At 70.7% G+C, this 23919-nt stretch carries 26 protein-coding genes; all 26 read left to right on the top strand.

What is annotated here, in order from left to right:
- Positions 1–2: 2 nt before the first annotated feature.
- The 26 genes from ABZY20_RS26045 to ABZY20_RS25920 all read left to right on the top strand — a co-directional run bounded on the left by ABZY20_RS26045 (position 3) and on the right by ABZY20_RS25920 (position 23883).
- On the top strand, positions 3–446 hold the full coding sequence (locus ABZY20_RS26045; protein ID WP_030587903.1) for a roadblock/LC7 domain-containing protein: 444 nt from the start codon (positions 3–5) through the stop codon (positions 444–446).
- A complete protein-coding gene (locus ABZY20_RS26040) occupies positions 443–802 on the top strand; it encodes a DUF742 domain-containing protein (RefSeq protein ID WP_356444154.1) in 360 nt (119 codons plus the stop codon). Before ABZY20_RS26045 ends, ABZY20_RS26040 begins: the two co-directional genes overlap by 4 nt.
- Positions 783–1382 carry an ATP/GTP-binding protein gene (locus tag ABZY20_RS26035; RefSeq protein ID WP_043727156.1) on the top strand — a complete coding sequence of 200 codons (600 nt, stop codon included), beginning with the start codon at positions 783–785 and terminating at the stop codon, positions 1380–1382. Before ABZY20_RS26040 ends, ABZY20_RS26035 begins: the two co-directional genes overlap by 20 nt.
- On the top strand, positions 1379–2608 hold the full coding sequence (locus ABZY20_RS26030; protein ID WP_356444152.1) for a cytochrome P450: 1230 nt from the start codon (positions 1379–1381) through the stop codon (positions 2606–2608). The genes ABZY20_RS26035 and ABZY20_RS26030 overlap by 4 nt, the downstream gene beginning before the upstream one ends.
- Entirely contained in the window at positions 2605–3846 is a 1242-nt protein-coding gene (locus tag ABZY20_RS26025) for a cytochrome P450 (protein ID WP_356444150.1), read from the top strand. Before ABZY20_RS26030 ends, ABZY20_RS26025 begins: the two co-directional genes overlap by 4 nt.
- Positions 3847–3864: 18 nt before the next feature.
- Entirely contained in the window at positions 3865–4314 is a 450-nt protein-coding gene (locus ABZY20_RS26020; RefSeq protein WP_356444148.1) for a hypothetical protein, read from the top strand.
- Positions 4315–4333: 19 nt separating this feature from the next.
- Complete coding sequence (locus ABZY20_RS26015; protein ID WP_043727153.1) at positions 4334–4525, top strand: DUF5999 family protein; 192 nt, start codon at positions 4334–4336, stop codon at positions 4523–4525.
- Positions 4522–5397, top strand: coding sequence for a DUF5753 domain-containing protein (locus ABZY20_RS26010; protein ID WP_356444146.1), 876 nt, complete (start codon positions 4522–4524; stop codon positions 5395–5397). Before ABZY20_RS26015 ends, ABZY20_RS26010 begins: the two co-directional genes overlap by 4 nt.
- 113 nt (positions 5398–5510) lie before the next feature.
- Complete coding sequence (locus ABZY20_RS26005) at positions 5511–5945, top strand: hypothetical protein (RefSeq protein ID WP_356444145.1); 435 nt, start codon at positions 5511–5513, stop codon at positions 5943–5945.
- 112 nt (positions 5946–6057) lie between these two features.
- Positions 6058–7059 carry an endonuclease/exonuclease/phosphatase family protein gene (locus ABZY20_RS26000; protein ID WP_356444143.1) on the top strand — a complete coding sequence of 334 codons (1002 nt, stop codon included), beginning with the start codon at positions 6058–6060 and terminating at the stop codon, positions 7057–7059.
- Between the two features lie 83 nt (positions 7060–7142).
- Positions 7143–7364 (top strand): helix-turn-helix domain-containing protein, encoded by a 222-nt coding sequence (locus tag ABZY20_RS25995; RefSeq protein WP_319596624.1) that lies wholly within the window; start codon positions 7143–7145, stop codon positions 7362–7364.
- A 39-nt stretch (positions 7365–7403) separates the two neighbouring features.
- Entirely contained in the window at positions 7404–8300 is an 897-nt protein-coding gene (locus tag ABZY20_RS25990; RefSeq protein WP_356444141.1) for an endonuclease/exonuclease/phosphatase family protein, read from the top strand.
- A gap of 343 nt (positions 8301–8643) precedes the next feature.
- Entirely contained in the window at positions 8644–9534 is an 891-nt protein-coding gene (locus tag ABZY20_RS25985) for an aminoglycoside phosphotransferase family protein (protein WP_356444139.1), read from the top strand.
- Between the two features lie 297 nt (positions 9535–9831).
- Positions 9832–11829: an ABC transporter ATP-binding protein gene (locus tag ABZY20_RS25980; protein WP_356444137.1), complete on the top strand. Its 1998-nt coding sequence runs from the start codon at positions 9832–9834 to the stop codon at positions 11827–11829.
- 124 nt (positions 11830–11953) lie between these two features.
- Entirely contained in the window at positions 11954–12511 is a 558-nt protein-coding gene (locus tag ABZY20_RS25975; RefSeq protein WP_356444135.1) for an NUDIX domain-containing protein, read from the top strand.
- An 84-nt stretch (positions 12512–12595) separates the two neighbouring features.
- Entirely contained in the window at positions 12596–13795 is a 1200-nt protein-coding gene (locus tag ABZY20_RS25970) for a methyltransferase domain-containing protein (protein ID WP_356444134.1), read from the top strand.
- A gap of 47 nt (positions 13796–13842) precedes the next feature.
- A complete protein-coding gene (locus tag ABZY20_RS25965) occupies positions 13843–14652 on the top strand; it encodes a methyltransferase domain-containing protein (protein WP_356444132.1) in 810 nt (269 codons plus the stop codon).
- On the top strand, positions 14649–16166 hold the full coding sequence (locus tag ABZY20_RS25960) for a phosphotransferase (RefSeq protein WP_356444131.1): 1518 nt from the start codon (positions 14649–14651) through the stop codon (positions 16164–16166). Before ABZY20_RS25965 ends, ABZY20_RS25960 begins: the two co-directional genes overlap by 4 nt.
- Positions 16163–17230 carry a GNAT family N-acetyltransferase gene (locus ABZY20_RS25955; protein WP_356444129.1) on the top strand — a complete coding sequence of 356 codons (1068 nt, stop codon included), beginning with the start codon at positions 16163–16165 and terminating at the stop codon, positions 17228–17230. Before ABZY20_RS25960 ends, ABZY20_RS25955 begins: the two co-directional genes overlap by 4 nt.
- A gap of 14 nt (positions 17231–17244) precedes the next feature.
- Positions 17245–17901 (top strand): M15 family metallopeptidase, encoded by a 657-nt coding sequence (locus tag ABZY20_RS25950; RefSeq protein ID WP_356444171.1) that lies wholly within the window; start codon positions 17245–17247, stop codon positions 17899–17901.
- A 19-nt stretch (positions 17902–17920) separates the two neighbouring features.
- Positions 17921–20290 (top strand): methyltransferase, FxLD system, encoded by a 2370-nt coding sequence (gene fxlM, locus ABZY20_RS25945; protein ID WP_356444127.1) that lies wholly within the window; start codon positions 17921–17923, stop codon positions 20288–20290.
- 2 nt (positions 20291–20292) lie between these two features.
- Positions 20293–21153, top strand: a complete 861-nt coding sequence (locus tag ABZY20_RS25940) for a hypothetical protein (protein ID WP_356444125.1) — start codon at positions 20293–20295, stop codon at positions 21151–21153.
- A gap of 60 nt (positions 21154–21213) precedes the next feature.
- Positions 21214–21393 carry a hypothetical protein gene (locus ABZY20_RS25935; RefSeq protein ID WP_356444123.1) on the top strand — a complete coding sequence of 60 codons (180 nt, stop codon included), beginning with the start codon at positions 21214–21216 and terminating at the stop codon, positions 21391–21393.
- Positions 21390–22424 (top strand): phosphotransferase, encoded by a 1035-nt coding sequence (locus ABZY20_RS25930; RefSeq protein WP_356444121.1) that lies wholly within the window; start codon positions 21390–21392, stop codon positions 22422–22424. Before ABZY20_RS25935 ends, ABZY20_RS25930 begins: the two co-directional genes overlap by 4 nt.
- A 116-nt stretch (positions 22425–22540) precedes the next feature.
- The gene (locus ABZY20_RS25925; protein WP_356444119.1) at positions 22541–23083 is read left to right on the top strand and encodes a hypothetical protein; all 543 of its coding nucleotides are present in this window, start codon (positions 22541–22543) and stop codon (positions 23081–23083) included.
- Positions 23080–23883 (top strand): PIG-L deacetylase family protein, encoded by an 804-nt coding sequence (locus ABZY20_RS25920; RefSeq protein WP_356444117.1) that lies wholly within the window; start codon positions 23080–23082, stop codon positions 23881–23883. The genes ABZY20_RS25925 and ABZY20_RS25920 overlap by 4 nt, the downstream gene beginning before the upstream one ends.
- Positions 23884–23919 lie beyond the last annotated feature (36 nt).

The following is a 23919-nucleotide window of genomic DNA, read 5'->3' as shown; positions in this document are numbered from 1 at the left end:
CAGTGACCACCGCCGATCAGCACACCGCCGACTCCACCGACATGACCTGGGCCCTGAACCGACTGTGCGGGGAGCCGGGCGTCATGCACGCAGTCCTGTTCTCCAGCGACGGACTGGTGATCGCCAAGTCGGACGACCTGACACGCGACGACGCCGAGCGCACGGCAGCCGCCCTCTCCGGCGTCAAGTCTCTGCAGGCCGACCTCGGCGCGTTCTGTGGTTACCCCGACCAGAGCAAGAGCTCCTTGGTCATGCGGCACGTCGTCAGCGATCTGAAGGACGCCACCGTGCTGCTGTTCGCGGCGGGCGAGCGCACCGGAGTCGGTGTCTCCGTGCGAGGCGACGCGCTCAGCAAGGAGGCCTCACTCGCCATCACGGCCACGCTGAAGATGATCCAGGGCTTGCGCCCGGTGCTCGGCGCCCGCGAGCGGAGCAGCACCGTATGACCGCGCACGGGCGCCAGCGGCGCGGAATGGTGCGGTCCTACACCGCCACGGGCGGCCGCGCCACACCCTCGCGCACCACGCTGGACGAGGCCACCCTGCTGATCGCCGACCCCAATGTGCCACTGGCCGGCCTGGGTGCACAGGCGTACCGGGTGATGGACCTGTGCCTTCCCGGCGTCCTGGCCGTGTCCGAGGTCGCCGTCCACCTCGAACTGCCCGGGGCTGTCACCAAGGTCATCGTCTCCGGTCTCGTCGACAGCCAACACCTCTTCGCCCGGGCACCGTTCGTTCCCGCTGCGGAGCAGCACGATGAGGACTTCCTGAGAAGGGTTTTGGATGGACTACAGAAGCTCTGACCGCTATGTGTCGGCCGGGGCCCGCTCAGTCAAGGTGGTCGTCCTCGGTCCGTTCGCGGTGGGCAAGACCACCCTGGTTGGTGCGGTCTCGGAAATCCGCCCCATGCGCACCGAAGAGCAGATGACCAAGGCCGGGGAACTCATTGACGACCTCGGCGGCATGAAGGACAAGACCACTACCACCGTCGCGATGGACTTCGGGCGCGTCACGCTGGCCGAGGACATCGTGCTCTACCTCTTCGGTGCCCCGGGCCAGCCGCGCTTCCACCGTATGGTCCGCTCCCTGCTCGACGGCGCTCTGGGCGGCCTCGTCCTCGTCGACACCCGCCGCATCGAAGAGAGCTTCGACGCGATCGACCTGCTGGAGTCCGCCGGCCTGCCGTACACCGTCGCGATCAACCACTTCGCAGAGGAAGGCGCCCCCCGCTACAGCGACGCCGAGATCCGCGACTCCCTGACCATGGCCGACGACCGCCCGCTGGTGTGGCTGGACGCCCGCTTCCGCCACTCGGCGAAAGAAGGCCTGATCGCCCTGGTCACCGACATCCTCACCCACCCCCGCCTGGAGCCCGCCCGATGACTGCTTCCCCGCGCCCGCCTCGCCTGTTCGGCGACGCCTTCGCACTGCGGCCCCAGGACGCTTACGCCGAACTGCGGGCCGCCGGGGCCGTCGGCTGGGCCGAGATCGCGGAGAACGTGTACGCCCTGGTCGTCACCAGCCACCGGGCCGCGATCACTCTGCTCAACGACACGGCCACCTACAGCAAGGACAGCCGCCGCTGGGCCGCGCTCAACAACGGCCGGGTCCCGCCGGACAGCCCGGTCCTGGCCCTCATGGCCTTCCGCCCCAGCCTGTTGTACGCCGACGGGCAGCGCCATGAGCGGCTGCGCATCGCCCTGGAGGAGTGCCTGGCCCGCGTCGACGTCCATATGCTGCGCGAGACCACCCAGGCCCACGCCAACTGGCTCATCGACCGGATCGCCCCCCGCGGGCACGCCGACCTGATGGTCGACTTCGCCGACACCCTGCCGCTGCTGATCTTCGCCGACATCCTCGGCTGCCCGACCCAGCTGGCCGGGCGGATGGTCACCGCATGCCAGGGCATCATCAGCGCCGGTGCTGCGGCCGCGCAGGCGGCGGAGGACTTCGCGCGGATCCTCTTCGAGCTCATCCAGACGAAGAAGCAGCGGCCCGGTGCCGACTTCACGTCCTGGATGCTCGCCCATCCCGCCCGCCTCACCGATGAGGAGATGGTCCACCAGCTCTTCTGCTTCGTCGGCGCCGGCACCATCCCCACTGCGGCGTGGATCGCCTCCGGCCTGGGCCTGCTCCTGGAGGACGACACCTACGCCGGCGACCTCGCCGGCGGCACCGTCACCGTCCGACGCGCCATGGAGAAGGTGCTGTGGACCCGCAGCCCGATGGCAAACTTCAGCGCCCACTTCGCCCGTCACGCCACCCTGCTGCACGGCGTCGCCATCCCCGAAGGCGAGCCGGTCCTCATCAGTCACGCGGCCACCGGCACCGACCCCGCGCTGCCGCCCGGCCTCGGCTACGACAACCGCTCGCACCTGGCCTGGTCGGCCGGCCCGCACCGCTGCCCGGCCGACGGCCAGGCCAGCGTCATCGCCCAGACCGCCATCGAGACGATCCTGGACCGCCTCTGGGACCTCGACCTCACCGACCCCGACGTCCCCAACCGGCCGGGCCCGTTCCACCAGTGCCCCGTCTCGCTGAACGTCAGCTTCCGCAAGCAGCCCGCCGATGTCCTCACCGCCACCACATCCGCAGGAGGTACCGCGTGACCAGCTCGCCGATCACCCTCGACACCACCGGACGACACCTGTACGCGCAGGCCGACCAGCTGCGCGCCCAGGGCCCCGCAGTCCGCGTCACCATGCCCAGCAACCTGACCGCCTGGTCCGTCACCCGCGGCGACATCGCACGGACGCTGCTCGTGGACCCGCGGGTCTCCAAGGACGCCCGCAAGAGCTGGCCCGGCTACCGGCCCTTCGCCATACCGTGGCTGGCCGCCTGGGTCGACGTCGTCAGCATGTTCACCAGCGACGGCGCCGACCACAAGCGCCTGAAGGACCTCGTGGGCCGTGCGTTCACCGCCCGCCGGATCGAGGCGATGCGTCCCGCGGTAGAGGCGATCGTCACCAGCCTCCTGGACGCCATGGAGGCCCTGGAGCCGGACCAGCCCGTCAACCTGCGGGCCGTCTTCTCCTACCCGGTTCCCACCCGGGTGATTTGCGACCTCTTCGGCGTGCCGGACGAGCAGCGGCCCGAGATGTTGCGGGTCATCGACGCCGTGCTGGACACCAGCGCCTCCGACGAGACGGCCGTCCAGATCCGCGACGACATGTTCGCCGCGATGCGCACTCTGATCGCCACCAAGCGGGCCACCCCGGGCGACGACATGACCAGCATCCTGCTGGCCACCCACGAAGCCCATGGCGACCGGCTCAGCGAGGACGAACTCGTCAGCACCCTCATCCTCATGATCGGGGCGGGCTCGGAGACCGCCGTCTCCCTGATCAACCACGCGGTCGTCGAACTGCTCGCCCACCCCGACCAGCTCGCCGCCGCGATCGCCGACCCCACACGCTGGGACGACGTCACCGAGGAGACGCTGCGCAAACACCCCCCGATCATGCACCTGCCGCTGCGCTACGCCACGGCCGACATCGACCTCGGCGAGGGCGTCACGATCCGCCAGGGCGACCTCATCCTGATCGGCTTCGGCGCGCACGGACGCGACCCGAAGACCAATCCCCAGCCCGATCACTTCGACATCGACCGCGACGATCGGCAGCACCTCGCCTTCGGCCACGGCATCCACTTCTGCCTCGGCGCGCCCCTCGCCCGGCTCGAAGCCCGCGTCGCCCTGCCGGCGCTCTTTGCCCGCTTCCCCCGCCTGCGGCTCGCCACCGACGAGGACGGCCTGCTCCCCCAGCCGTCGTTCATCGGCAACGACTACCGCGAACTGCCCGTCGTCCTCACCACCGCCCAAGCCGGCAACACCGGCGCGGCGGCCTGATGTAAAGGGGGCACGAGGATGTTCGACAACGCGTGGGGATGGGCCGACGGCACACTGGAGCCAGCGTGGGTGCCCCGGGTCCAAACCCTCGGATTGCCGTGCGGGCAGTACTTCGACGCGGTGCGGGCCGGCGCGGACAGCGCCGCGAGCGCCCACGAGATCCTTGGCCCCCACTCCGGCCCGGTCCTCGCCAACAGCGACACGCGGACCTGGTTCTTCCTCCTGGAGCCCGGCGCTGTGGCGCCCGGCTCCTGGGAGGTTCGCGGGAGCCGCCTGCTGCGCCCCGGCACGATCATCTCGGTCCCGCCGGCCTTCATCACCACCGGCCGCGATGTCCGCTGGGTCGTCCTGCCCGGCCGCGGCACGACCCGACCGGACGACCTCCGTGCCGCCCTCGACGGCCGCACACCTCCGCCGCCCGCTCCCCATCGACGGGATCGGCGCACCACCAGCCTGCCTATCCGATAGACGACAAGGACGTCGACAGATGTGCCTGCACCAGCCGCCCTGCCCTGCGGCCAACACCCCCGAACGCGACACGGCCCACATCGTGGCCTCCCATCCGGAACAGGGCTGGAGCCTGTTGTGCAACGGCATTGTGCGTTTCGAAGACACTGGCGAACTTCTGCCTGACGGACGGATCATCGCGCCATGCCGCACCGCCGGGGCCGCGGCGTGAGCACGCCCGAGGATCTCGCGCCGGCCGGGGCACTGGTCACGGGGACCTACCTGCGCACGCTGCGCCAGGAGCAAGGCCTGCCGCTGAGCCGCACCGCCGACATTCTCAGCGAGCCCTGTGCGACCGCGCGCGAGATCGAGACCGGGAATCTGTGTCCGGACGAGGTGATGGTCGATGCGCTGCTGAAGGCCTACGGCGTCACCGCACCCCATCATGCTCAGGTCCTGATACGGCTCCTCGACGACGCAGCCCGGGGGCAGGAGGTCACCTACGATGGAGGGCCGGGGTGGCTGTCGCGGCTGAGCGCCTGTGAACGTGCCGCCCACGCGCTCGTCACTTACAGCGCCTGGTTCATCCCCGGCTTCCTCCAGATTCCGGCCTACGCCGCCGTGTGGCGCTCCGTCCAGCACGGCGGACACCCGCCGAGCAGGGCGGAAGCCGCGGCCCGCCGCCTTCCGGCCCACTGCGGCAAGACCATGACCGTCCTGCTGGACGAGTCCGTCCTGATGCGTGCCATCGGCGGCCCCGTCCTCATGCGCAACCAGCTCACTCACGTCCTCGAGGCCGCCACAGACGGCTCCATTCGTATGCTCATCGTCCCGTTGGCCGCGCCCCTCGTTCTTCCCCTCGGCACCCTGAGCGAGCTCTTCCTGACCCGGCAGCGCCTTTACGTGCAGGAGGTCCAAGGCGCGATCTACTCCACCGGGCACAACCACGGCGCAGCACGGCATCGGTTCTTGGAGGCCGCGTTGAACAACGCCCTCAGCCCCAAGGCCAGCCTCGCCCGCCTGCGCGAAGCCCGGGACGCCTTCGCCGCTGCGGCCGCAGCGGTGCGCATCCCCGTGGCTGCGTGGAAGGAGGTGGCACGGTGAGGGCAGAGCCGACGTTTCTCACTGAGCCACCGGGGTGCGCCCTGCCCGCCCCGGGGTACTCCGCGCAGCGTCTTCAGACGCTCTTGGCCCCCTCTCCTCCGTACCGGTTGACCGTGCAGCAGGTGCTCGATGCGCTGGACTTGCTTGCCGCGGCCACCAGTGCCGTCGGCCCCATCACCTGCGTGATCGGGGTGCCCGGTCCCTCAGGCGCGCTGACCCCGGCGGAAACCCTGGCCGCCCATCATCGGGTCCCGTTCCATCCGGTTAGCGAACTGCCGGACCAGAGCTCTGCTGACCGGATCCTGGTGGTCTGCGACAGCGACCGCTCTCCCGAATTGCGGCGCGCTGCCGACGAGTTGGAGAGAGGACTCGCCCAAGGCGGACGCGTCGAGACAGCCGTTCTGGTATCCCACCGTGCCTGTGAACCCAGGCCGGACTGGTCGGTCTGGAAGACAAGCGCCGCCGTCCTCTTTCCCTGGGACCCGAGTCATCTGGGCTCGGCGACCACGCGGCACCTCCCCGACCCGCGGGAGGTACACCGCTCATGACCGTGCACACCTTGCATCCATCTCACGAGGCGGCCACCCGCCGCGCCCGCCGGCAGGCCTACCAAGCCATGGCGAGCCGGGGCCGTGCGCCGCACGCAGCGAAAGGGCTTCGATGACGACATCGCACGCTGACGAACTGCGTCTGATGCTGGTCAACCTCGAGCACGACGGCGGGCCGGAACCCTCCCCTGGTGTGTTACCGGAACGGTGGCGCCAGGCGTACGAGGGAATCCTCGCGCCCAGGATGCCGGACTGGCTGGCGGTCACCGAGCTGACGTACTCCCAGACCGGGCCCCGCTCGAGCACCGAGGACATCGCCGCCGCGACCCGGCGGTGGGACGCCGCCCAACGCTCCCTGGGCATGCGGGGTTTCCGCGCCCCGATGGGGCAGGGCCGCAACCCGACCGGTCTACTCGTCCGGGAGAGCACGTTCACCATCCACGCCGACTACGAGCACCGCTTCATCTGGCGCACTCCGCCCACCAACGTGGTCATCGGCCTGCCGGACGTGCCCGAGACACCGATCGTCACCGCCTCCTTCCACGGCTCGTTCTGCTCCCCCCAGGGCCGGGAGCGGGAGTATGAGGAGCTGACAGCCCTCGTCGACAAGGTCAAAGCCCAGCACGGCCGCGACCCGGACCGCTCCCGGGCCGGATGCTGGCTGTTCGGTGACACCAACGAGTACCCGGTGCCGACCGGCGAGGTCGTACCCGAGATCGACTGGGCCTCACCGGACATCACCGACCTCGTGCACCGGCGGCACCGAGCCCGCAGGCAGTCCGACGGGACGTGGAAGAGCTGTACGTTCCTGGACGAGTTGATGACGGACTGCGGCATGCACGACCCCGCTCGCTTCGCCGCCCGCCGCAACGACAAGCCGGAGGCCCTGAACGCGACCGCCGGGCACCGTGCCATAGGCCAGGGCGGCGGTCGGCGCATCGACCGTGGCTACATGGACGCCTGGACCGTGCAGGCCGTCGAGGACGTCAACGTGATCGACATGACCGGCGTCAGCGACCACCACGCCCTGGAGGTGGTCCTCTCCCGGCCGGCGCTCGTCGAAGCACTGCGCCGGACCTTCGAGCCCCTGGCCGCAGGAGAGCTCGTCGCCTGAGTCTCGGGAAAGCTTTCCTGGGCCCGGCCTGCCATGCAGAATCCCGCAGCCTCCGCCCCTATGCCACCGAAAGGCAACCCACCATGGCGCTCACGCCACTCGCTCCCAAGACACGCCTTGTCGGAGAAGCACGCGTGGAATACGCGGCTGAACTCGCCAAGCACTACAACAACAACGACAGCATCCGCACCCTCATGGCCGCCTCCGGCCGCTCCTACGGATTCATACACAAGCTCCTGGAGGAAGCCGGGGTGACCTTCCGCCAGCGCGGAGGCGTCCGCCGAACAAGGCTCCCCGAAAACTGATTCCTGCCCTGCCAAGCGAGACCTCAACAGAGGGGGACCATGAACGCCATCACTGCTCTGAGCTGGAATTTCGAGAACAATGGGAAGAAGGATCCGGCGCGACGCCGCGACGGTTATCAGCTGCTCGCTCGCCTGAGCCCGGACCTGGTGTTTCGGCAGGAGATGTGGGATGCAGGGCAGGACGGCAAGCAGGTCATGTCCGAGGCCGAGAACCTGCTCGGAATGCGAGGCTGGCTCGGAGCCTCCAGTTGTACGGCCATCTTCGCGAGCACCGAATTCACGCCCATGCGTGAATGGTCCACCAGTTTTCCATACGTGCTGCCGCCGACCGCACTGACCTTGCGGTACACCCCTGCCGGAGAGCGAGCACTCCCCCTTGTTGCGGTGTCCTATCACCTCAACTACGCCAGCACGGCCCATCGGCTTGCCGAGACAGAGTGGCTCAGCACATGGGCCGACAAGAAGTGGCAGATTCCCGACGGTCCGTCCGTCACCCTGCCTGCGCTCATGGGAGGTGACAACAACTCTTACCCGGTCCCGGGAATTCCCGGTGATCCGGTTCTGCCGGAACTGGAAGCAATCCGGGACCAGCCGCATCACCTGCACCGGTCCTATGTCGGCGCGGACGGTGTCCGGCGGATGGATACGCGCCCGGACGAAGCGCTGCGCACCGCTGGTCTGCAGGACGTTGCCCGGCATCGAGCCCTCGCCGGGGATGCAGGCGCGGTGGCGCGGACAGTCAACGCCTGTGACACGCACGGGCCGGACTCGCGGATCGACCGCGTGTACGCCACGCCGGAGCTGCTGCCGGCCGTCGTGTCGGTCGATGTGATCGAGGTCCCCCTCGATCTGTCCGACCACCACATCGTGCGTGTGTGCCTGGACGCCGACGCGCTGATCGACGCCCTGAGAGCCCCCTTCGCCGCGGCGCACTGACGGCTCGGCAAGGACGGGGCACAAGGCGGCCTGTGGACGCCATCGCCGAATCGGATGACACGACCACCGCGAGGGTGATTGTTCGACGGCTGCGGCACAGGCCGCCCTTGCCCCGTCACGGCCAGACCACGCGAATCGAAGTCCAGTGCGACAGATCGCCCGGAATTGGCCGTGACGCCACACCGGAGGGGGTCGTTTCCCCCGGTGTTCCACTCATTCGTTCGACATGAAGGGGTGCGATGCAGTGCAGACCCGATCACCGGATGCGCAGCCAGGTATTCGAACGCGGCCGTTGCCCCGTCAACCCGGCTCCTCCGGCAGGCGTGCGCCTGGAGGCAGGCCGATGAGCGGAAACACGGTGATGCCGCCCGAGGTGGACCTCTGGGTGAAGCGCAAGGTGCCCGGTGTGGAGTTCATCGCCGACGCGCCCTGGCCGCGCCGGTCCAGCTCGCGGGTGTGGCGCGTGCACCTGCGGACGCACTCCGTGTACGTCAAGGTGAGCCGGAACGCGCTCCGCTACCAGCGTGAGGTGTATGCCTACCGGCATGCTGCGGCAGCGCTCGGCGCGGGCCGGGCGCCGCGGCTGCTCGACACCGATCCCCGCTTGGGCGTGATCATGACGTCGGCGCTGCCGGGCTCCCGGGTTCTGGGGCTGAAACTGCGGACGGGGCAGGAGCGGACGGTGCATTCGCTCGCCGGCGGCCTGCTGCGGCGTTGGCACGAGCTGGAGCGCCCCCATCCCGCGGCCCGCGCCCGCGCGATCGCGGACGTCGACGAAAAGGTGGAGGCGGCAGCCGCCCATGTACCGAAGATCACTCATCTCCTGTCCGACCGGCACAGGAGCGGGATTGAGCGGGCCGGACAGGTACTGCGGCTACTCGCTCCCTACCTGCCGCTCGGATTTCGCCACGGTGACTTCCAGGCCAGGAACTGGCAGTGGGACGGGGCGGCGCGAGCCCTCGGGCTCTTCGACTTCGAGGAGTCCGGCAGCGGCATAGCGGTCGAGGACTTCGTGTGGCTGGCCGCCGACACATGGCCATCGCAACCTCATCTCCAGACCGCGTGCCAAGCGGGGTACGGCCGCGATTTCTCCGCTGACGAGGCCCGTGCCCTGGACGCCTACTCGGTGCTGGCCGCCCTCGACGACCTGCAGTGGGCGCACCGCGAGAACGACGGTGCCGAGATCGCCCGGGCGGTGACCATCCTCGAGCGCGTGAGTGCCCGACTGCTCTGACCTGTCCGTTCAGCCCGTCCGCAGCAAGGAGCACCCCCGCCCGTTCCGACGCCGCGCCCCGTACCGTCACCTGCTGGAGGCAGTCCTCACCATGCACGCCCCCGAATCTTCCGCTCCCGGCCTCGATACCCCCTCCCCTCGCCCCCGGCCGGTGCCCCGCTCCGCGCGGCAGCACGCCGGGACGTGGCCGCTGGCCTTGAGAAGGAGATCGTGCGCAGCGCGCCCGCGGACGGCGCCCTGCACGTCGCTTCCGGTGCCGGCTGGCGCCGCGGCAGGCGAATCCGTCGGGAGGCGGCGATGAGTGAACAGACCGAGGTCGAAAACGGCGAGGCAGCGGCCGAGGTGCCGCGCCCGCGCGCCGAAGTCCTCCCACCACCGCCCGCCACGACGTCCAGCATCGTGCAGAACGGGGACGAGGAGGAGATGGTCGAGGCCTGGTGGCTGCTGCACCAGGGCGCGGCCGCCCGTGCCAGCGTGTGGCAGATCCTGGGCGAGCTGCCCCGCACCGTGCGGCAGGTCGGCGGCTTCGCCTGGCGGGCGAACCGGACGGCAACCGTCGCCCTGGTGGTGCTGCAGACCGCCTCGGCCGTCCTGTCCGCCTTCGGGCTCGTCGCCACGGTGGGGGTGGCGCAGCACATCTTCGCCGAGGGCCCCACCTCTGACCGGGTGCGCGCGGCTGCCCCACAACTGCTGCTCGTTGTCGTCCTGTTGTCCCTGCGCGCGGCGCTCGAGTACGGAGTCACGGTCGCGCAAGGGAAGCTGACTCCTCTGATCCGGGCCGCCCTGGAGCGCGACTTCTACCGCCTCACCTCGCACGTGAAGCTCGAGGCGGTCGACAGTCCGACCTGGCAGGACGAGTGCTACCGAGCCCGCAACCAAGGGCTGCACTACGCACGGCAGATCGTCGGTCACGTCGTGACGCTCGCCGCTGCCGCGCTCGTACTCGTCGGCACCGCGAGCGTCCTTGCCGTTCTCCACCCGCTGCTGTTGCTCCTGCTGCCGCTGTCCGTCCTGCCCGTCGGCGCGGCCGCGGTGAAGTCGGCAAAGGCCCGGTTCCACAGCTTCCGCCGGTTCAACGAGATGTCGCGGCGCACCGACGTGTTCTCGTGGCTGATGCTGGACCGCGACACGGCAGCCGAACTGCGCTCCCACACCGCCCAGCGGGCGCTGCTGGACGAGCACGCCCGGCTCACCGAGCAGATCACCGCCGAGGACATCCGGTTGAACCTCGCCGAGGCCCGCATGTCCCTGATCGGCAGGAGCGCCGGAGGAATCGGCACCGGCATCACCTACGTGGTTCTCGGCCTGATGCTGATCCACGGCTGGCTGCCGCTGGCCGCCGGCGCGGGCGCCGTCCTGGCACTGCAGAGTGCCCGCTCGTCCATGACCCGCGTGGTGGACGTCGCCCACCTGCTGTACGAGACCAGCCTGTGGGTGGGAGACCTGCTGGAACATCAGCAACGCTGCCGAAACCTGCTGCCGCGCCGAACCGGCGTCGCGGCCCCCGACACCATCACGACCATCACCCTCGAGGACGTGCACTACACCTACCCCGGCAAGGACACACCCGCTCTCGCCGGGATCAGCCTGACTCTGCACGCCGGGCAGACGGTCGCCTTCGTCGGAGCCAACGGATCAGGCAAGAGCACCTGCTCAAAACTGCTGGCCGGCCTGTACGACCCCACGGACGGCGAGATCCGATGGGACGACGTGCCCACAACGCACTACGACACGGAATCCTTACAGGCCCAGGTCGCCTCGGTCCTGCAAGATCCGACCCGGTACCCCTTCTCCGCTCTGTCCAACATCACTGTCTCCAGAGGGACCCTGACCAGGGCGGAACCCCAGCGCGTTCTCGACGCCGTTGTCGCTTCCGGGGCCGACCAGGTCATCGCCGGCCTTCCGGGCACCTGGTCCGCCACGCTGTCCAAGCGCTTCCGCGGCGGCCAGGAGCTGTCAGCGGGCATGTGGGCGAAGGTCGCGGTGGGTCGCGGCGAATACAAGGATGCGCCGGTGCTGCTGCTGGACGAGCCCACGGCCAGCATGGACCCGCGCGCTGAACACGCCGTCTACCAGACGGTGCTGCGCGGCAAGCGCCGCCCCGACCGGATCACCGTGCTCATCTCGCACCGGCTCGCGTCCGTCATCGACTGCGACCACATCTACGTCTTCGACAACGGCAAGATCATCGAGTCTGGCACACACCAGGAGCTGCTCAGCCTCAAGGGCGAGTACGCCGCGATGTTCGCCCTTCAGGCCGCCGGCTACCAGGCCACCGAGGTCGCGGACACATGACGCCTCCCTTTGCCCGTCCCCCGGTGGACGGCTGACGAGCCCGATGACCGTCTCACCCGTGTCCACGGTCCGCCGACCTGGACAGAAGCCTCCCCCAGCCTCTCCGAGAAGGTAAGGAACCAGCGTGCCGCCCACTCGCACCCACGTCCGGACGGTCGTCGACACCGCGCCGGATGGGCATCCTCAGGAACGCGACGCTCCGTCCGGCGCTGGTCGGCCGTGTGACGAGGCGCCCGAAGGGACCGAACTCCACATCATCGGGGTCCACCTCTACCTCCAGAACTCGCACGGTCAGATCCTGCTGGGTCTGCGACACCCCGACTCCAAGTTCGGGGCGAACGAGTGGCATTTCCTGGCCGGGCACTGTGAGCGAGAGGCCGCGATCAGATGCCTGGTCAGAGAGGCGGAGGAAGAGGCGGGTCTGCTCGTCGATCCCGACAGCGTCGAGCTCGTACACGTAATCCACCACAGCGACTCGCCGACTGCGCGGCCGCGCATCGGACTCGTGTTCAGAGCCCACTCCTGGTCTGGCACCCCGAGGCTCCTGGAGCCTGACCGGTGCGTGGAGTGGCGGTGGTGGGACCCGACGGATCTTCCCGCCGCCGTGGTGCCGTACAGCCGAGTGGCGATCGAAGGGATTGTCGCCGGGCGTCTGTACTCGGAGACGGGATGGGGCGAGTAGGCGGTGAGCACCCTGGACACGAGCCCGGCACAGTCCGGCCCGGGCGTAAGGCAGGAGGCGCGGCCAGCCGATGGGGACGCGGCCGTGGACACGGCGGCCGCGCGGGCGAGGATGGTCACCCGGCTCGAAGCGGAAGGCGCGCTGGGCGCGGGGCCCGTGCGCGATGCGCTGCTGGTGCTTCCTCGTGAGCGACTGATGCCGCAGGCCTACGTGCGTCGCAACGCCCGGGAGGAAAGGCCGGGCCGTTGGGACCTGTTGGACTGGGCGGAGCCGCAAGACCGGCCCGAGCTGCTCGGGATTCTGTACGGCGGGGCCAGCGTGCTCGTCCAGCACAACGGGGAACGGCTGGTGGAACGAGTACGCGGCTCGCGGTCGGGCGCGTCGATCACGTCGGCGGCCACGCTGATGAGCCTGACCACCACGCTCTTGGAGGAACTGGATCTGCGCCCCGGTCAGCGGGTGCTGGACGTCGGCACGGGCGCGGGGGTGACGGCCGCAGTGGCCTGCCAGGTGTGCGGCGACCAGGGAGTGGTCACCCTCGACCGGGACCAGCACCTCGTCGAAGCGGCCACGCTGCGGCTTGGCGACCTCGGCTTCCGGCCCGAGGTGGTGTGTGGCGCTGGTGAACAGGGCGTGCCAGGGCGGATGTTCGACAGGATTCTCATCTCGTACACGGTCGATCACGTACCGCCCGCCCTGGTCGCGCAGCTCGCGCCCGGGGGTCGGCTGCTTGCGCATGTGACCACGGCCTCCCCGTCGTGGCCCGCCCTTGCGATCGTCGAGCGCACCGCCGACGGGCAGATCCAAGGGGAGCTGCGGGCCGTGGAGTTTGCCCACCAGGCCGGCCGTGATCTGGAGAGGATCTGGCTCAGCGAGGAGTTCCGGCAGCGTATCGCCGCCGAGCCGGGCACCTGGACGCAGCGGAGCAAGCTGAGCCCGCCGGCCGATAGCGACCGGGGTCTGTGGCTTGCGGCCGACCATCTACTCGGCGGGCTGGTGCGAGACTTCGGCGCCGACCACCTGGTGATCGGGGCGCCCGGCTGCGGATCTTGGCTGCGGGTCGAGCCGACCGGCGCGACGCGGTGGAACGTGACCATCCAAGGGCCGCGCGACATCTGGAAGGAAATCCAAGACCTCGCCGTTCGATGGCGGGCGGCAGGCTCGCCCGACCGCTACGGCCTCGTCATCGCCCCGGACGGCGGGCAGCGCGTCACGTCGCCGTGCGGCGGCTTGACCTGGCACCTGCCAGTCCCCCGCCCAGCTGCTCAAGGAGTTGCCTCGTGACCGGTCCCCACACGTCCTCTCCAGGCCGCACGCCGGAGCAGCCAGTCTTGTTCGGGGCTGCGGCCCCCGACTACGAGCGCTACCGGCCCGGTGTTCCGACGGCCGCGGCCGAACTGCTGGCCGGCGTACTGCAGGGCCAGCCGAACCCGGTCCTCCTGGACCTGGGCACAGGCACCGGGCAGGTGCCTCGAGCGCTCCTGTCCGCCGCACCCGGGTTGGCGCACATCGAGGCGGTCGACGTCAGCCAGCAGATGCTGGACCAGGCCCAGGACGCTCTCGCGCCGGTTCTCGGCCGCTGCACCCTCCGCCTCGTCCACGCTGCGGCCGAGGCGTACGCACCGCTGCCCGGAGCCGAGGCGCATGTCCCGGACCTGATCACCTGCTGCCGGGCGTTCCACTGGATGGACCGTCCGGCGGTGCTGGCGATGGCGGACCAGGTGGCCGCACCGGACGCTGCCGTCGCGATCATGGGAGACGGCAGCCTGTGGACCTACGAGGCGGACTGGACCCGGGCGCTGCGCGAACTCATCCAGCACTACCTGGGCGCCGAGCGCCGGGCCGGCACCGATGCCGCCTACCGTGAGCCTGGCCGCTCGTACGAGGAGGACCTCGCCGCATCGGCGTGGAATGACGTCACCGAGCACCCCTACTCCGTGGACCGTGCCTGGGCGCCGAAGGACGTGATCGGCTACCTGCGCAGCACGTCCTTCGCGAGCCCGGAGCTCTTCGGTGAGCGGCACGCCGCGTTCGAGGACGAGGCCCGGACGCTGCTCGACTCCCACGCCTGCGGTGGATCCCTCACGGAGCACGCCGTCTTCATGGTCCTCCTCGCCCGGCGCGGCGGGGGTGCGCGGTGAACCTGGGGCAGCGGCATACCGAACCGGTGGACGTTCATCTGATGCTGCTGCGCGAGGCAGCACAGGGGCTGGAGGTCTTGCTGTCGCGGCGGGCCGGGCAGGTGTATGCGGCCGGGCTGTGGCACCTGCCGTCCGGGCACCTGGACGGCCCGCACGAAGACGTCGTCGACGCTCTGGTGCGTGAGGCACGGGAGGAGACCGGCGTCGTCATCGCCCCGGCCGACGTACGGGGAGCCGTCGTCGTGCACCACCGCAGCCCAGGCGGCGCATCGCGTTCCGGCTACTTCTTCGAAGTCCGCAACTGGCTCGGGGAGCCGCACGTCGCCGAGCAGGACGTGTGCGACGCGATGATGTGGGCGCGGCTGGACGCACTGCCGGACGGGATGGTGGCGTACTGCCGTGCGGGCCTGGACGCCTACCGGGCCGGTGCCAGGATCGCCGTGCACTTCCAGATGTCCGGTGACGCCATCGCCTACGACCCCGGCGCTGACCGTCTGCGCCTGGTCCCGGAAGCGACTGGCCCGGCCCGCGGCACCCGTCCCGATGCTGCGCTCGAGGCTTTCGCGCAGCGCGCGGTGGGCCGGATTAGTGAGTGGACCGACACCTCATGGACAAGGGAGAACAGCCGCGTCTGGCGTGTGCGGGGTGCCGCCGGCGGCACCTGGTACGTGAAAGCCCATCAGAACGACAAGTTCCATGACCGGGAGGTCCGGGCGCTGCGGACCTGGGCCGGATCGCTGGGTTCGGCCGCGCCCCGGCTGGTGGCCGCCGACGGGGAACTGCGGGCCGTCGTGATCACCGCGCTGCCCGGCCGGCCCCTGCACGGCAGGATCCTCGTCCCGGCTCGGGAGCGGGAGGTCTTCCGCCGGATTGGTGTGCTGGCGCGCCGTATCCATGAGGCCTCGCCTCCGCGTCCGGCTCCCGCAGGCAGCGGCCCGGCCGTCGCCAAGGCCGACCGGCACCTGGAAGCGGCGCGCCCTCATCTCGTCCCCGGTGATGAGGAGTTCGTTCGTGAGCTGGTCCGCCAGGCCGAGGACCTGGCGCCACTGGAGTGGGTGGAGACCCACGGCGACTTCCAGCTCCGCAACATCCTGCACGACGACGCCGACACCCCCCATGACTCCGAGGACTCCGAGGACTCCGAGGACCCCGAGGACCCCGAGGACTCCGAGGACTCCGAGGACTCCGAGGACTCCGAGGACTCCGAGGACAGCGTGGCCGTGATCGACCTGGAGCGGAGCGAACCGGGTCCCGCGGTGCGCGACCTGGTCCGTCTGTCCGACGCCTGGGCCAACCGGCCTGACCTGTATGAGGCGTTCATGGCCGGGTACGGCAGGCCCCTGACGGCTGCCGAGGAAGCCCGCCTGGTCATCGACACGGCGCTCGATGCGGTGAGCGGCATCCAGTTCGGTGCCGCCCACGGCGATCCGGAGCTGGTCGAGCGGGGCCACCGGACGCTGGCCCGCCTGCGCGCCGAGCACGAAGCCAACTCGCCTGCGGGAGAACCTTCATGACCCGCGACAATCCGCCCGCACTCACCATCGGGGTGCCGGGCGCCGTGCAGCAGGCGCCGGTCCGCGCGGCGGCGCCGGCCGATGCCGAGGGCATCGTGCGGATGCGCTCCCAGTACATCCTGTCCGAGCCATTGAGCGAGGAGTGGATCCGGCGGTGCACGGCCCAGCTGGCGCCTCGGCTGACCGCGGGCGGGGACGCGCGGGCGTTCGTCATCGACGCCCCGGACGGTTCGATGGCCGCCTGCGCCCTCGGCCTGATCCATCCCGTGCTCCCGGCGCCCGCCTATCCCAAGGGGCTGGCCTCGCGCGTGCACGCCGTCGCCACACGCCCGGGCTTCCGGCGCCGCGGCTACGCCCGGGCGGTGGTGACCGCGCTCCTCGAGCAGCTCCATGCCGAACACGTCACGCTGTTCGAGCTCCACGCCAGCGAGGAGGCCGCCCCGCTGTACCGCGACCTGGGGTTCGCCAGCAGTGCGGCGCTGATGCGGATGACGCGCCTGGAAGTGCCGGCCGCCCCGGGCGGCCAGGCAGCCGGCCGCGGTCTCCCGGAGGGCGGTGAGAGCTCGGGGTGGGTGCCGCCCGAGGTCTATGCCGAGACCGTGCTGAAGGCGACCTGTTTCGCGTGCCTGTACTTCACCGACGAGGACGACCGGCCCCTGCAGTTGCATTCCGTCTACTCGCCCGCGCACCCATGGCAGCTGGTGGGCGGCACGATGGATCCCGGGGAGCGGCCTTTTGGCACGGCGGTGCGTGAGTGCCGGGAGGAGACCGGGCTGACGGTGTCCGGCCCGCCGCGTCTGCTGGCGACGGTGTACGGGCTGCCCGGTGCCGAGTGGCCCTACAGCACGCTCGGCCTGGTCTTCGACGGCGGCCGCCTCACGTCGGAGCAGATCCGCGGCATCGCGCTGGATCCGCGTGAGCACGACGAGGCGCGCGTGCTTCCCCTGGCCGAGTGGGAGGCACTGATGCCGCCTCGCGACTTCGCCCGGCTGAGCGCCGTGGCCGAGGCCCGCCGCACCGGTGTGGCCGCCTATTTCGACGCCTGGGACTGGGGGACCGCGTGAGCAGCATTGTGCTGATGTCCGACCGGAGGATCGCCGCGATCCCCTTCACGGACTGCGGCGAGGAGCTCGTGGACATGCGGGCGCACGGTCTGAAGGTCGATGCCCGCAAGCAGGACACGGCCGGGGCCTTTGCCCACGTGCGACAGGGGGTGCTGACCCGGCTGCTGCATGCCCAGTCACTGCTGCCCGCCGGGGTGGAACTGCTCTTTGTCGAGGGGTATCGGCCGCCGGCGTTGCAGCGGAGGTACTTCGAGGAGTACTCCGACGAGCTGGCCCGCGCCCATCCGGACTGGCAGGCCGCCGCGATCCGGGAGGCCGCCAGCCGCTTCGTGTCGCCTCCGGAGATCGCGCCGCACTCCGCCGGTGCGGCCGTCGACGTGACGCTCGTCGACCACCAGGGCCGCGAGATGGACATGGGCGTGCGGGTCAATGCGTCGCCGGAGGAGTCGGCGGGCGCCTGCTACACCGACGCCGTCGGTCTCAGCGACCGGGCCCGTACGAACCGGGGCACCCTCAGGGCCGCGCTGTCCGCGGCCGGATTGGTCAACTACCCGACGGAATACTGGCATTGGTCCTATGGTGACCGATATTGGGCATTCGTCACTAAACAGCCGTTCGCCCTGTACGGGCCCCTTGTGTTGCCGCGGCAGCACGGCACTACCCGCCGTTGACGTACCAGGAGAGGGATCTGTGGGATACACGCGGACCGAATGGTCCAAGCACTACGCCGATGGGAACGGCTTCCGACAGCTCGGGGACAAGGAGAAGGCCCTGCTCGCCGAGCACGCGCCCGCCCCTGCCGGCGGCCGGGCCCTCGATGCCGGCTGCGGCACCGGCGAGTTGGCGGTGTTCCTGGCCTCGCTCGGCTACACCGTGGACGCCCTGGACTTCGCCGAAGGCGCCCTCGAGCGGGCCCGGGCGGAGCACGCCGCGGTCGAGGGGATGCGCTGGCTGTGTCTGGACCTTGAACGCGACGACCCGGAACCGCTGCACAAGGACGGGTACGACCTGGTCACGCTGCGCTTGATGTATCCCTTCCTGGCCAACCGGATGACTGTCGTGCACGCGCTCGGTGAGCGGCTGCGGCCCGGCGGCGCCCTCGTCGTGATCACCCCAGTGGTCGAGCACACGCCTGAGGAGCGCCGCAGGATCGCTCTCGATGAGGACGAGATCGGTCTGCTCACCGAGGGGTGGGAGACGGTCGAGCGGTTGGAGGCGGACCAGCTCGCCGTCCTGGTCCTGCGCGGCCCCTGCCACACCGGCACCCGGGCGGTGGAGCGGCAGCGACCGCCCACTGGTCTGGCCGTGACGGGCGCCCTCGCGGTCGTCACCGACGAAGCCGGCCGAGTCCTGCTCGGCCGCTCGCACCGGGAAATGTGGGAATTGCCGGGCGGGAAGAGTGACGGATCGGAGTCGTTCGAGGCGGCCGCGGTGCGCGAACTCGCCGAGGAGACCGGGCTCACCGCCGACGCCGAGAACGCGTATGTGGTGACGATGCTCGCCGACGCCGCCAGCGACGTCCCGCGGCTGACGGCAGTCGTCCGCATCACCAACTGGTCCGGCACCCTCGCCAATCCGGAGCCGGACAAGTTCGCCCGCTGGGAGTTCGTCGACCTGCACGCCCTTGCCTGCATCGGTGCAGTGTTCGTCCCCGCCGCCCAGTCTCTGGATGCCGTGTGGCCCGGAGTGATCCCCGACCTGCCGCCCGTGGTCTCCTACCCGCTCGCCGTCGAGCAGCCGACCGTACCGGGTGAGCCGGCCGCGGCGCCCCGGCTGCGCCGCGCGATGGCCAAGCAGGTGATCGACGGCGGCTGGGCCCCGTCCGAGCCGGTCCGTGATGCGCTGCGAACCGTGCCGCGTCACCGCTTCGCCCCGGAGGCGAGCCTCGCAGACGCGTACGACGGCGGCGACCGGGCCGTGATCACCCGGCGCGATGAGACCGGAGCGCCGATCAGCTCGGTGTCCGCGGCGTGGCTCCAGGCCGACATGATCGAGGCTCTGTGCCTGACGCCGGGCGCGGTCGTGTTCGAGGCGGGATCCGGCGGCTACAACGCCGAGTTGATCGCCCAGGTCACCGCGCCCGACGGACTCGTGATCACCGCCGACATCGACCCATGGGTCGTGCGCCGCACCCGCCGTGCCCTTGCTGAGGCCGGCAGCGGCCGCGTCACCGTCGTCGAAGCCGACGCGGCCCTCGGCGCACCCGCCCGCCTCGTGCCCCGCGGCGGCTTCGACGCCAGCGTGGTCACCTACAACTGCTGGGACATCGCCCCGGCCTGGTGGAAGCAGCTGGCCGAGGGCGGACGCCTGGTTCTGCCGCTGGAGATCGGCGGCTACACCCGGGCGATCGCCTTCGAGCGGCGCGGGCCAGTGCTGGAGGCCCGGCACTTCACGTACTGCGGGTTCGTCCGCGACCAGGGGCAGCAGGCCCGCACCATTCCGGTTGTCTCCCTGCTCGACGGCGGGCTGACGCTTCGCTTCGAGCACGGCACCGCCGCTGACACCGACGGCCTGGAGGAGGCGCTGCGGGAGACGCGGCATGAGGTCGCCACCGGCGTGACCATGGGGGCAGGGGTCTTCTTCGGCTCCCTGCAGCTGTACGCGGCCACCACGCTGCCCGGCTTCTGCCGACTGGCCGCCCACCGGGACCCGGACCAGGACGTGACCGGCATCGTGAAGGGCCGTGACGTACCCGCAATCGTCGGCGGCGCTTCGCTCGCCTACCTCACCCATGTCCAGATCCAGGACGGCGAGCGCCGCGAGGACAAGAAGTGGGAGTGGGTGGTCCGCGCGTTCGGCGAGCAGGGCCCGCGACTGGCCGAGCAGCTGGCGGTCACGGTCCGGGCCTGGGACCGCCATGTGCGCGCCGACGACAACAGCAAGCACGCTGATCCCGCCTTGACGGTCTACCCGGCCGGGACGCCTGACGATCTGCTGCCCGCCGGGGAGGTCCTGGACAAGGAGCACTGCCGCCTGGTGTTCCGGTGGCCGGGGCGTGACGCGCTGCTCCCCCGCCCCGTTGAGCGCCCGGGGATCGCCGTGGCGGCGGAGGGGGTGTGACGGTGGAACCGGCAGTACGCGAGGTGGTGTTCGCCGCGCCGACGGAGCACGACGACAGGGAACGGATGCGGCGTGCGCACGCGGCTGCCGCGCGCCAGTTCCAGGTGCCGGTGTCGGGGCCGGAGGTGTGGGGGTGGCAGGGCCGCACCCTGGGACGCCGGGCCGGGGACTGCTGGCTGCGGGTTGTCGCCGCCGCGGTGGACAAGGCCGGGGGACGGCTGTGGGAGGGCACGGCGCTCGCGGACACGGCAGTCCCCCGGCCAGTGCCCCGGCCCCGGCTTCGGGGTTTGGTCGACTGGAGCGCCGACGAGCACGCCTACCGTGCCGAGCTCACCGAATACATCAGCGCGCGCCCGCTCGCTGACGGCACCCCCGCGCTCGTCGGGGACGTGTCCCTCCCCGACGCCTGGTGGGCGGATCTGCGCGCCGCTCTGAACACGCTCGCCACCGTGCCAACCGATCGGGAGTCGGTACGGCAGCGGTGGGTCGACACCAACTTCCGCCGATTCCTCGGCATCGACCCGATTCAGGTTCACGACTACACCACCGGCCACGGTGATCTGCACTGGGCGAATCTCACGAAGTCCCCCTTACTGATCTTCGACTGGGAGAACTGGGGCCGCCTGCCCGTCGGCTATGACGTGGGCCTGCTGCACGCCTACTCCCTTGCCGCCCCCGTGACCGCGGCGCGGATTCGCCGCGAGTTCGCCCACGTCCTTGACACGGCTGCCGGCCGGGCCGGGGAACTCGTCGCGCTCGGCCAGCTCCTGCAGACGTGCCACAGGGGCGTCCACCCGGTTCTCGCCCCGCTCATCGCCCGCCGGGCCGAGCACCTGACCGGCACCCCCGTACCCGCTCCCTGACCAACCCGGAGCCCGACCGTGCGCCATTCACCCCGGCCAACGACACCGAACGAGGAGACCATGTCCACCGCACCCCACCCGCCCGGACCCGACCACCCCACCGGCCCCGCCGACTCGGGCGACCGCTCCGACAGTGATGCGGCATCGGCAGCCAGCGCGGCTGAAGAGGCGGTGCCGTGGATGACCGTCGCTCTGGCCCCCGACCCGCGCGCTCAACAGCCGGACACGACGTCAGCATGAGAGTCGCAGAGCAGATGGTCACTGCCGTCGCCGGGACGCTGGTCATGGCGTACGGCGTGCACCCGGCCGAGGTGTCCCAGATCCCGGTAGGCACTGCGACCTGGAACTACATGGTGACCACCCGGTCGGGGCGCCGGTACTTCGCCAAGGTCTACCTCGACCACGCCTCCGTGGAGCGGGAGCGACAAGCGGTGGAGCTCGCCGCCTTCGCGCGCAGCGGCGGGGTGCCGGTGCCCGCTGTGCACCCCACCCGCGAGGGCGCCCTGGTCGAGGAGGTGGGCCGGCTGCCGATGTCCCTGTGGGAGTACGTGGCCGATTCCGAGACCGCTGAAGGCGGACTTGCCGGTGCACGGTGGGCGGCGGTCGGGACGGTTCTGGGACGGCTGCACCGCCATCTCGGCACCCATCCCGCGGCCGTTCCGCGGCTGCGGGATGGTGCCGGGGTATGCGACCTGAAGCGGGCACGGGCGCGGTTCGATCGGCTGGTCAGCGAGTACGGTCGCCGTGGCCGGCTCAGCCCGTTCGAGGAGTGGGCCCTGGACGCCGCCCGGCAGCGCCTGGCCCTACTCGATCGCGTCGCGGTCATCCTGGACGGGTTGCCCGCGCTGACGGAGCAAGTCGTTCATGGGGACCTCGCCGCCCCGAATCTGCTGCTGCGCGGGGACAAGGTGGCGGCCGTGGTGGACTTCCAGCCGCCGCGGCCGCGCTACCTCGCGTGGGAGGTGGCCCGGATCGGGTGCGATCCGCGGACGGTTCTCCTCGGCGACAAGTGGCTCACCGGGCTGCCCGCGCTCCTGGCCGCCTACCGGGACGAGTACCCGGGCCTCCCCCTGGACGACCTGCTCTGCAGCGTGACTGTGGGCTGTGCCTACACGCTGGCCTCGACCTACCCGATGGCCGAGCCCTTGGACGACCCGGCTGCCGTCGACGCGCCGCTCGAGGCGTACGGGCGGGCGCGGCACGAGGCCGCGCTGATGCTGCTGGACCGGCTGCCCGAGGTGGAGGGGGTCTTGCGTGACGCCCTCAGATGAGCCACATCAGCAGACCGCTTCTGCCTGCGGCACATGGCGGACTCGCCGCCTCTGCGCCGGCGCGGAGGCGGCGACCAACCGGCTCCCCGCTGTCGGGGGCCTGCAAGGACAACTGGATGAACGACGCGGAGTACCCGCCGAACGTGTTGCGCTTCCGCCCGCGCGAGGGTGCGCCCTTGCCCGCGGTCAGGAGCGGGATAGCGCACTGGCCGCTGCAATTACGCCAGCATGCGCCGGTCGGTCCCAACGGCCGCCCGTACTTCTTGCTGTCGATCCGCATGGAGGTGCCCTCCGGACGGTCCCGCGAACACACCGTGCTCGTCGAGGACCACGCGCCCCGCGCGCACATCTCCAACAGCATGACGTTCGGGCACATCCACTCCCGACTTCAAGAACCCCACGGCGGGCAGCCCTGCGCATACGCCGGAGAACACTCCCTCCCCACCTGCGCCGAGGAAGCCCGTCTGTACGGGCAGTTTGCGGCCGAGGACGGGCCCCGCGACGGCCTCGGCGAGGTGACGGTCACCGTCCGGGTGGAGAACCGCTCGGGTACACCGGTGCTGGATCTGAAGCGCACGTTCTCCGAATGCAACCTGCTGCGCGACGTTCGTTCCCTGCTGCCGCTGATTCCCGAAACCCCATTCGGGGGCTCCGCATGAGCTGGCCTGCTGCGGCGCAACGACGAAAGGAGCCAGGTGTGTTGCCGAACCTGCTTGCTGTGCTCGCGCACCCTGACGACGAGGCACTCATGTGCGGGGGTGTCCTGGCTCAGCACGCCGAAGGAGGCGCCCGCGCGGCCGTCGTCACCGCCACCTGGGCGGCGGACAGCCCGCGCGCCGGCGAGCTCGCCGACTCCCTGACAGCCCTGGGGCTGGGCGAGGCGCCGCGCATGCTCGGCTACGCCGACCACCGCGTTCCCGAGTCCGCTCCCGGGCGCCCGCGGTGGTGCGATGTGCCCCTGGAGAACGCCGTCGGCGAGCTCGTCGCCCACATCCGGCAGGTGAGGCCCGACGTCGTCGTCACGCACGACGCCTACGGGCAGCTGACCGGCCACCCCGACCATCGGTACACCCACCAGATGGCCCTGCTCGCGGTGGCCGCCGCCGGGCTCGCCCGGCGATACCCGGATGCAGGCCCGCCGTGGCAGCCGTCCGCCCTCTACCTTGCGACCCATCCCGACTCGGGCACCGCAGACCTCGGCGAACTGCTGCACCAGGTCGGCAAGTCGGTGCTGAGCGTCCCCGACCAGCACGTCAGCGCGATGGTGGACGTACGGCCGTGGCTGGCCCGCAAATGGGCCGCGATCCTTGCGCATCGCAGCCAGGTAGAGCGGGAGCGGCCGTTGCCGGGAATCTTGTCTCGGCTCCCGGAAGAGGTCCGTCACCGTGTCATCGGCACCGAGTACTACACCCGCATCAGCCTGGCCCACTCCCCCGGCCTGACGCACCTTGCGCCCTGATCCCGTCACCGGTCGGTGCACCGGACCGCCCCGCGT

The sequence above is a fragment of the Streptomyces sp. NPDC006624 genome, assembly GCF_040611555.1.
Taxonomy (GTDB): domain Bacteria; phylum Actinomycetota; class Actinomycetes; order Streptomycetales; family Streptomycetaceae; genus Streptomyces.
This window is presented reverse-complemented; position numbering and strand designations above follow the sequence as displayed.

Excerpts from the sequence above, each read along its gene's own strand:
- ABZY20_RS25980 (WP_356444137.1), top strand. The coding sequence starts at position 9,832 with ATGAGTGAACAGACCGAGGTCGAAAACGGCGAGGCAGCGGCCGAGGTG.
- ABZY20_RS26035 (WP_043727156.1), top strand. The coding sequence starts at position 783 with ATGGACTACAGAAGCTCTGACCGCTATGTGTCGGCCGGGGCCCGCTCA.
- ABZY20_RS26040 (WP_356444154.1), top strand. The coding sequence starts at position 443 with ATGACCGCGCACGGGCGCCAGCGGCGCGGAATGGTGCGGTCCTACACC.
- ABZY20_RS25955 (WP_356444129.1), top strand. The coding sequence starts at position 16,163 with ATGACCCGCGACAATCCGCCCGCACTCACCATCGGGGTGCCGGGCGCC.
- ABZY20_RS26030 (WP_356444152.1), top strand. The coding sequence starts at position 1,379 with ATGACTGCTTCCCCGCGCCCGCCTCGCCTGTTCGGCGACGCCTTCGCA.
- ABZY20_RS25990 (WP_356444141.1), top strand. The coding sequence starts at position 7,404 with ATGAACGCCATCACTGCTCTGAGCTGGAATTTCGAGAACAATGGGAAG.
- ABZY20_RS25925 (WP_356444119.1), top strand. The coding sequence starts at position 22,541 with ATGAACGACGCGGAGTACCCGCCGAACGTGTTGCGCTTCCGCCCGCGC.
- ABZY20_RS26015 (WP_043727153.1), top strand. The coding sequence starts at position 4,334 with ATGTGCCTGCACCAGCCGCCCTGCCCTGCGGCCAACACCCCCGAACGC.
- ABZY20_RS26000 (WP_356444143.1), top strand. The coding sequence starts at position 6,058 with ATGACGACATCGCACGCTGACGAACTGCGTCTGATGCTGGTCAACCTC.
- ABZY20_RS25920 (WP_356444117.1), top strand. The coding sequence starts at position 23,080 with ATGAGCTGGCCTGCTGCGGCGCAACGACGAAAGGAGCCAGGTGTGTTG.
- ABZY20_RS25985 (WP_356444139.1), top strand. The coding sequence starts at position 8,644 with ATGAGCGGAAACACGGTGATGCCGCCCGAGGTGGACCTCTGGGTGAAG.
- ABZY20_RS25995 (WP_319596624.1), top strand. The coding sequence starts at position 7,143 with ATGGCGCTCACGCCACTCGCTCCCAAGACACGCCTTGTCGGAGAAGCA.
- ABZY20_RS25935 (WP_356444123.1), top strand. The coding sequence starts at position 21,214 with ATGTCCACCGCACCCCACCCGCCCGGACCCGACCACCCCACCGGCCCC.
- ABZY20_RS26020 (WP_356444148.1), top strand. The coding sequence starts at position 3,865 with ATGTTCGACAACGCGTGGGGATGGGCCGACGGCACACTGGAGCCAGCG.
- ABZY20_RS25930 (WP_356444121.1), top strand. The coding sequence starts at position 21,390 with ATGAGAGTCGCAGAGCAGATGGTCACTGCCGTCGCCGGGACGCTGGTC.
- ABZY20_RS25950 (WP_356444171.1), top strand. The coding sequence starts at position 17,245 with ATGTCCGACCGGAGGATCGCCGCGATCCCCTTCACGGACTGCGGCGAG.